This is a genomic window from Pseudoalteromonas sp. NZS11 (assembly GCF_015864765.1).
Lineage (GTDB): Bacteria > Pseudomonadota > Gammaproteobacteria > Enterobacterales > Alteromonadaceae > Pseudoalteromonas > Pseudoalteromonas arctica.
This window is the reverse complement of sequence record NZ_JADYWP010000001.1, coordinates 851313-859731: the sequence shown is the minus strand read 5'-3', so window position 1 is coordinate 859731 and position 8419 is coordinate 851313. Positions and strand designations below refer to the sequence as shown.

The 8419-nt window shown below is 36.7% G+C and carries 4 protein-coding genes; 1 reads left to right on the top strand and 3 read right to left on the bottom strand.

Annotated features, from left to right (window positions below; all coding sequences use genetic code 11):
• Positions 1–123: 123 nt before the first annotated feature.
• Positions 124–1098 carry a DUF547 domain-containing protein gene (locus tag I6E82_RS03815; RefSeq protein ID WP_197116792.1) on the top strand — a complete coding sequence of 325 codons (975 nt, stop codon included), beginning with the start codon at positions 124–126 and terminating at the stop codon, positions 1096–1098.
• Positions 1099–1118: 20 nt separating this feature from the next.
• Here I6E82_RS03815 and I6E82_RS03810 read toward each other — a convergent pair whose 3' ends face one another.
• The 3 genes from I6E82_RS03810 to I6E82_RS03800 all read right to left on the bottom strand — a co-directional run bounded on the left by I6E82_RS03810 (position 1119) and on the right by I6E82_RS03800 (position 8311).
• Positions 1119–2771: a tetratricopeptide repeat-containing sulfotransferase family protein gene (locus I6E82_RS03810; protein WP_197116766.1), complete on the bottom strand. Its 1653-nt coding sequence runs from the start codon at positions 2769–2771 to the stop codon at positions 1119–1121.
• A 58-nt stretch (positions 2772–2829) separates the two neighbouring features.
• A complete protein-coding gene (locus tag I6E82_RS03805) occupies positions 2830–5694 on the bottom strand; it encodes a TonB-dependent receptor domain-containing protein (protein WP_197113498.1) in 2865 nt (954 codons plus the stop codon).
• A gap of 277 nt (positions 5695–5971) precedes the next feature.
• The gene (locus I6E82_RS03800) at positions 5972–8311 is read right to left on the bottom strand and encodes a DNA polymerase II (RefSeq protein ID WP_197116764.1); all 2340 of its coding nucleotides are present in this window, start codon (positions 8309–8311) and stop codon (positions 5972–5974) included.
• Positions 8312–8419: the final 108 nt, after the last annotated feature.

Genomic DNA, 8419 nt, shown 5'->3' with positions numbered 1-8419 from the left:
AATTTGATTGCCGCAGAATACGTTGCGCGTTTTAATTTCGTCATTTTTTCACCCAAATTTGTATGCTTATTAGCATAACATTTCTTTCTTAATGGGTGGCCAAATTAACTATGCCACTACACTATCCTAAAACCAATAGTAGGTAATGGCACAAGGTTACGATCTAATAGAGACAGAGATACGGCTTTAGAGGCTAACCGCTTTTACTTCGAAGAAGTTGTAAAATCGGATATTAAGCTAGGTTTTAAAATAATTCGCCAAAGCCTAGAAAAAGTACCTGAAGAAGTCCCTTTAAATGCATTAACCTTAGATGAGCAATTAGCTTATTGGCTAAACTTATATAATACAGCCATTATTGAAAAGTTAATTGAACATTACCCAGTTCGGAATGCAAAAAAATTACTCGAAGGTGAAAACTCAATACTAAACGATAAATTTATAAATGTTTCAGGCCATACCTTGTCACTTAATAATATTCAACATAATATCGTTTTTAAGAAATTTGGGAATAAGAAAATAGTAATGTATGGCTTCTATCAAGGGATAATTGGAAGTCCGAATTTACGTAACGAAGCTTACACAGCTGATAAGGTATATCAACAACTTTCAGGTAATGCTGAAGAGTTTGTAAACTCCAACCGAGGCGTTCAAGTTAAAAGAAATCGTCTAAATGTTTCTATTTTTTATGATCAAGCAAAAATTTTATTTCCTGACTTTGAGAACGATCTACTAAAGCATATTTTAAACTATTCTGATTCTTCTATTAACTCACAAGTAGAAGATTCGGAAGAATTAATTCTAGCTATTGAGGACTGGAATGTAACCGACATATACGGCACTGAGCGCTCATTTGGTGAGGGTAATGCCACCAACAAAGCGGCCTTACTCAATGCCGTAGCAGCCAATAGTAGCGTGCCTGGTGCAGGCGCTATGAACCTTAGCTTCCTAGACGATATGTTATCCTCTAAAGTTAGCTCTCAATCTCGCTTTTCACCTGCAGTATTAGACAAAATTAATAAGCTTCGTCTCAAGAAAAAAATCAATAGTAGTAGTGTTAAAATAAAAGACTTACCCACTATGTATTCAGCGCTCTATTGAGTGCTGAATACTCTCAGTGATTAATCTAATACATTATTAAACTCTTCAAAATCAGAAATAGATAAGCTTTCTTTAATATACCTACTGAAATTTTTATATCTTCCCGATGAAGATGTATAAAGAGGCTTTCTCACCTGCCAAACACTAGCAGTACTTACAATATTTTTTTGTTGATGAAATAAACCGCTTTCACCTTGATATTTTACGCCTAAAAATTCGAACAGAGGCAATAATACCCCCTCGGGCTGTGAAACAAGTTCATCATAATTGACTGTAAAAATATCATTAGGATACTTTTTTAGCCAATGTGTTTTAACATGCTGCTGCGCTTTATGGTAGTGCACTGTATCATTCAGTGCTGTCGCATAATTCAAACTTGGGCCTAAATGTTGAAAGTAAGCTGATAAACTGTTATCTCTAATATCGCGCTGTGTCCAAATAACTTTTGCTTCAGGGTACATCGTTTTGATTATATCAATGTATAAGTAGTTCTCAGGCCGTTTATCAGTAACAAGACTACTCTTTCCCGCTCTTAACTTTAATTCTTTCTCATAACCTTGCTGAAATAATTGTGAGTTAACCGTGCTTAACAGCACTTTAGGCTTATCAATTAGATTGAATAGTTGCTTATGCAAGTAATCAATCTCTCCTCCATTGCTAATCATCTCAGAAGTACAAATTATTTGTTCTATTAAGGTTGAACCAGACCTAAACATGCCACAAATAATAATTGGAACAATATCGCCAGTCTTACTTTTTACGTTACTAAGCTCTCTTGCTAGTGTGCTACTTACTTGATGTTCAATATCAACTCTGCTGTATTGCGGGATATATTTTCGATTAAAACTATTGGCTTTAGTATAATAAGACCATGATTTTTCATAATCTTTGCTATCGTCAAAAGCTTTCCCAAGCGCATAATACATATCAGCTTTTAACACATCGTCTTCTGTAGCTTCTAAAATAGATAGGCTTTTTAGTTCGTATTCTAATGCTTCTTTTTTATTAAATGTTTGTATATCAGCAATTCTCGCATGCGCCAGGCCATATAAAGGATTTATCTTTAATACCTGATTAAAGCTCTTTAAACAGTTTTGCTTATCACCAAGCTGCTCATATATATTAGCAAGATTAAAATAGGCATTAATTTTATTTGGTTCAATTGTAATTGCCTGCTGTAAATAATTAGTCGCAGTCCCATAATCAATTAAAAGCTCAGAGTAGACGGATGCTAACTCCACATAAGCGGTATATATGTCGTGGTAACCAAGCTCGATAGCTGCTAAGAAAGATGTACTTGCAAGAATACCATCGCCATCTTTTTTTGCCATTTCACCCAATTGAAAATACGACATTGTGCTATCCGGTACTATTTCAGTGTATTTTTTAAGTAAGTCTATTGCTAAAGAGAATTCATTACTGGCGGCATATAATTGACAAAGAGTATTTACATAATCGAATTTTTTGGGGGCTATTGAAATGAGTCTTTTACAAACTTCCTTACTTTTTACTAAATCTCCTTCATTCATAGCTACTTTAAACAATACAGCTAAAGCTTCCTCATTAACCTCAGGGTTGTCGCATAAATCTTCTAGGGTGGCTTTTCCTGCCACAATATTTCCACTATTCAATTGCTGTATTGCAAACAGTAAACTTTCTTTTACCGATTTCATTTTTTCCCCATAAAAAAAGCGAGCCTAAGCTCGCTTAATATACATTAATTAATTCAAATTAGAATTTTAATGAAAGGCTCGCATGGAAGTAACGACCTAACGAATCGTAGTAACCAGCAATAGCATTTGCGTTTGTTGATAATGAACCACCAACTAGAGGTGCCTCTTTATCCATAACGTTGTTAACACCTACTAATAAAGACGTGTAATCATTAATAGTAAATGTACCTTTAAGGTCAATATAGCTTTGTGAGCTAATACCGTCGTCTTGTACTAATGTATCAGCACCAGTGTAATCGTTTACACCGCTGAAGAAACGCCATTTAGCAGTAGCTCTCCACCAGCTGCCCGTGTCGTAGCTAGCAGATACAACATGACGCCATTCTGGTTGAGGGAAACAACCGTTATCTAATGAGTCAACACAGTCATATACTTCACTTACACCAGGAATATTATCAAATTCCTTAGTTAACATGTAGGTACCAATGATACTAGTTTTTAATGTACCTTCAGCAATTTCCATATCGTAGTTTGCGCTTAAATCGATACCTTCGTAATGGATATTACCTAAGTTAGTATTTGTAGCAACAACTTGGCCAGAACCTATCCAAAGGCTACCACTACCAGGTGTACGGTCTACGTTATCACAAAATACAGCCGCGCCGCTTTTACCACATTGTGTAACAAGAATTTCTGGGTCAATATTACCAATCGCGTCTTCAAGTTCAATATCCCAGTAATCGATTGAGAAGTTGAAGTTTTCAAATGGGTTACCAACAACACCTAAAGTAATAGTATCAGCGATTTCTGGAGATAAATCTGGGTTACCACCAAACAGAGCATTATATTGATCCGCAGGGCTCTTACCTACATTGCCGTACTGGCTTGCAGAAACACCTGTATTTGCACACTCAGCTGCTGATAAAGTCGGTGTACCAGCACATGGATCTGTACCTGCCCATAAACCAGTGCTTTGTTGAGCAAATAACTCACCATTGTTTGCTGCACGAACTGCACGGTTGTAGCTTGAACGAATTTTCCAATCGCTAGTAACATCCCAGTTCATTGCCACTTTATAAGTCGGCTCAGCACCTGAAGTGCTATAGTCTGACCAACGGTAGCCTAATTCAACAAGTAAACTTTCAACTAACGGTAAATCTTCAACGATTGGTAGGCTAAGCTCGCCAAACACTTCACGTACTTGATAACCACCATTTAAACTCTTAGTAGTACCACCTTGGCCAAGTAATAGACCTTGTGCGTATACTTCGTCAGCTGTTCTACTGAATGTTTCTTCACGATACTCTGCACCAAATACTGCAGCAACAGGGTACTCTGAAGATGGAAGTGAAAAATCGAATTCGCCAGTAACAAAACCACTTACAATCAATTGCTCAGTAACACCGTTAAGAATTGCTGTACCTGTTAATGACTTTGCAGCTTCTTCAGTTACACCATCAAACTGAAAAACATCATATGGGATACAACCAGAAGTCGCGCTACAATCTTCACCATTTGCTGATAAAGCAGTGATTATACGCGGACCAAAGAAGTCATTTTCATATGCTGAAGAAGATGAAGTTGAACCGTATTGAGCAAATGCTTCGTAAGACCAAAGGTCGTTAATTTCGCCTTTACTACCTAGTACTAAACGGAAAGAGTTATGTTCAAGGCTGTCTGCACGAGCACCACCTTCAACGTTACGCTTACCAATATAAGTTGCAAACTGATCACCAGAAGTCAACCCAAAGCGCTCAGTTAGTTGTGCACGTTGTGTATCATTTAATAATGGGCTATCAAAATCAATTGAGTAATTATCATTAAAGAACGTACCAGACTCAGCAATCTGCGCTGTAGTGCGGTTACGCATAAACATTGCTTCCATGAACGGACGGAAGCTATCATTGATTTCGTAGTTAGCAAACATGCCTAATGTATGACGTTCATCAGGACGCATAAAGTGGTTAATTGGCGCGTAGTTATATGTATTACCAACTGAAGGAATAAAGCTGCTATCTTGACCTAGAGTCCAGTATTCATACTGGCCTTCACCAAAATCTACAACACCGTCAGCGTTAGGAGCTGAGATATAGAAGTTAGGGTTAACAGCATTACCTGAACCGCCACAAGCAGTACCAGCTGCATTTAGAGCACAAGATGAGTAATCACGTGCACCTTGGCGTAATTCGTTTTGTCTGTTGTAAGTAAAGTAAGCTACTGCATGGCCCTTACCACTATCAAATGCACCACCTAGAGTCGCTGCAAAATCAAACGACGCGCCATCAAGACCCGTATTACCTTCTTCATACTCAAAGCCAGCATCATCCATTAGGCCTTGCATGTATTCATTATCGTTATTATGTTGGTAAGCAGTTGTACCTACATTAACTTCAAAACCTTCAAACTGATCGTTCATTACAAAGTTTACAACACCAGCAACAGCGTCTGCACCGTAAGTAGATGAACCACCACCAGTCATTACATCTACGCGTTTAATTAGCGCAGCAGGAATTTGGTTAATATCAGCTGATTGTGTGTAGATACCACCAGCTTGCATACGACGACCGTTTACAAGAACAAGAGTACGCTGAGCGCCCATACCACGCAAATCAAGCGTTGCAGTGCCCGAAGCGCCATTTGATTGGAAAGAAGTGTTAGACGCTTCTAGTTGCGGCAAACTATTCATCATGTCTTCAACACGAGTAAAACCTGCAACAGCAATTTCTTCTGCAGTTGTTACTTGTACCGGGCTAGCTGTTTCCATATCTGTTCGTTTGATACGTGAACCAGTAACTTCAATTCGTTCAACTTTATCAACTTTTTCTTCATCAGCAGCAAAAGAACTTGCTGAAAACGCAGCTGTTGAAGCTGTACCGAAAGCTATCGCTAAGCGAACCGCCTTTGAAACTTTATTATTTAACATTTGATTCTCCCAGAATACTTTATATTTTTTATATTTTTTTGCTTGATTACCATTTGTTAATAAATAGTAATCATACGCTATGATAATACCAGCAACACAACGTGGTCAACATAAAATTAACCTAATGTTAATTAGCAATACTTTTACAGCCAAAGAATTACAATTTAGAGTCAAAAAATTTACATTGCCATTATTAAATAGCGCCATTACTGCATTAGGGGAAATTATAAAAAGGAGGGATTAAATTCACAAAGGTTAACTTTTAGCTTACAGTAACTTAAAAGAGAGAGGTTTGAATGCTCTTTGATAGCGTCACTTCCATAGCACTAAAAATCATTTCGGCTATTGGGTCTAATTGTTTTTTTATATACAAAGGATAATTCAGTCTTTTATTTGTATCACTGAGCTCTGGTCCATCAAAGGTGTAAACATATTCTATAACTTGCCCTCGTTTCACCTCAAAGTTTGGGTTCAGAGCTTTATATTTTTTAACTGCTTGGACATGTGGTGGAATATTCTTTTTATATTCAGTTAAATTTTGTCCTAATTTTTTCCTATAAATTAATTTATCGTCAAATTCTCCATTTTGTAAACGCCTAGAGTAAGAATTAACTAACTCCTCTAAAAGGCTTATTTTATAGTCACTACTGAACAAAGCTTCAAACAACTCTACTTGAAACTCTTGAGCGAACTCAGTCCAATCACTTCGAACTGCTTCAACACCTTTAAATACTAGCTCATTGTGATTTTTATTAATTTTTTGACCTACATATCGTTTTTTAGAGCCCATCGTTTTCCCCCTAATTGTAGGCATAAAAAAAGGACTGTATAAGGTTTCAAATTCAATCTCCAAAAAGCTCTCTAAGTCGTGCTTCTGACTAATTTCTTGTACCCACTGTTGATTGATATTAATAGCTAATTGTTTACCAATTTCATCGCATTGAAGCGTATTCAAACCGTCATCCAAAGTAATGAATATTGAATCTGTATCGCCATAAATTACATTGTACCCACACTCCTCTATCCATTTTTTTGTGGTTTGCATTATATCGTGCCCACGTAGTGTGATTGAACTTGAAAGACGTGGATCGTAAAAACGACATCCCCGAGAACCAAGCACTCCATATAAGCTATTCATAATAATTTTTATAGCCTGCGATAACATAGGTTTTTGGCTATCTTTTGCTTCTTGCCTTGTTATTGATAAAGTTTTTATAAGGGCTGGTAAATGATTTTTATGTCTTGAAAAAAGTGCATTATTATATCCTGGGATTGCATCTTTTGGATTGAGCAACCCCTCAATTAAACCAAGAGGGTCTATACAAAAAGTACGCATAATTGATGGATATAAGCTTTTAAAGTCGAGTACAAGTACATTTTTATAAAACCCCGGTTTTGAAGACATTACATACCCTCCAGGACTATCAAAACTTAAGCCATGATCTCCTAAATTAGGTGCAACATAACCACTTCGGTGAAGTAAGGGCAGATAAAGGTTAACAAATGAAGCGACTGAACCTCCCATTCTATGAAGTTCAAGCCCCGTTAATTGACTCCTAACAACAGCAAAATCAAGTAAATTTAATTTGTTAAAAATACGTAGAACCAGTACGCAATCTTGTCTATTGTATTTCGCAAGGGATAACTTATCATCATTAAATTGGCGTTCAATTTCTGCTAGCTGGTCACTTGAACTGATGTACTTTTTCTCACCAAGCTCCTTAGCAGCTACATTTGACAGGCTAAAGCTATCATAGTGGTATGTCGCATTTTTTAACGTGTCTATACCGTCTATAACAACTCTTCCTGGTATAGTTAATCGAGTATAATGGCCTACTCGTAATTTTATTTTTTCGTTATTACGTCCAAGACGCAATTCTATACCAAGAGTTTCAGCTCTGGAGTGAAGAACAGAAAAATCAAACTCAATGACGTTCCAACCAATAATAAGATCTGGATCTGTTTTTGCTATAAAGTGCTGTAATTTATGTAAAAGATCGATTTCATCAACACACCATATTACTTCAATTGCATCACTATATTTAATCGGACTGCCAATCATTAATACACAATCAATGCCATGACCGACCAAACCAATGGAGAATAATACCCCTTCTCCATTGCACTCGATGTCTAAAGAAACTGTTTTAAACTTAGGATTTACATCTGGGTTATTTTTAAATTGGCAATTGGTTAACAGCCTATATCCGTCTTTATGTGTAATATCTCCTCTCACCCATGTGGAGCCTTTAATAAATCGCTCCATTAAAAAGCGATCTATAGGCCGTATGTCATCTTCGTATGTCACAATGCCCTCTGCGCTTAGAGCTTTTAACGCATTGTAGTAATGTTTAAGTGATTTAAAGTAGCAACCAGCCACAGTCCCCTGCTGAAAATCTTTTAATTCTACAGGGACAATTTCAAAAGAAACATCTGAGAGCCGCAGTACTTTTTCTACCGTCGCTTTATCCTTTAACTTGATAAAAAAAACAACTGACTCTGGTAAGCTAATTGCTTTTAATGGCCCTTTATCAGTTAAAAGCCAAATAACAAAACTTACGCCCAAAGGTGAATCAACTGTTTCTGTAGAGAGAATAAACCCCGAGTCTAAGTGCATTAATGAAATAAGCCTTGTAATAAAAAACGACAAAAATAAAATTTGTAAAGCAGGTTATATTTTATTTCTTTCTAAGTTAGTCTTAAGAAAAAATAATATGAGCATTCA

Bases quoted from the DNA above. Each gene is read 5' to 3' on its own strand.
- I6E82_RS03810 (WP_197116766.1), bottom strand. From the start codon at position 2,771: ATGAAATCGGTAAAAGAAAGTTTACTGTTTGCAATACAGCAATTGAAT.
- I6E82_RS03800 (WP_197116764.1), bottom strand. From the start codon at position 8,311: ATGCACTTAGACTCGGGGTTTATTCTCTCTACAGAAACAGTTGATTCA.
- I6E82_RS03805 (WP_197113498.1), bottom strand. From the start codon at position 5,694: ATGTTAAATAATAAAGTTTCAAAGGCGGTTCGCTTAGCGATAGCTTTC.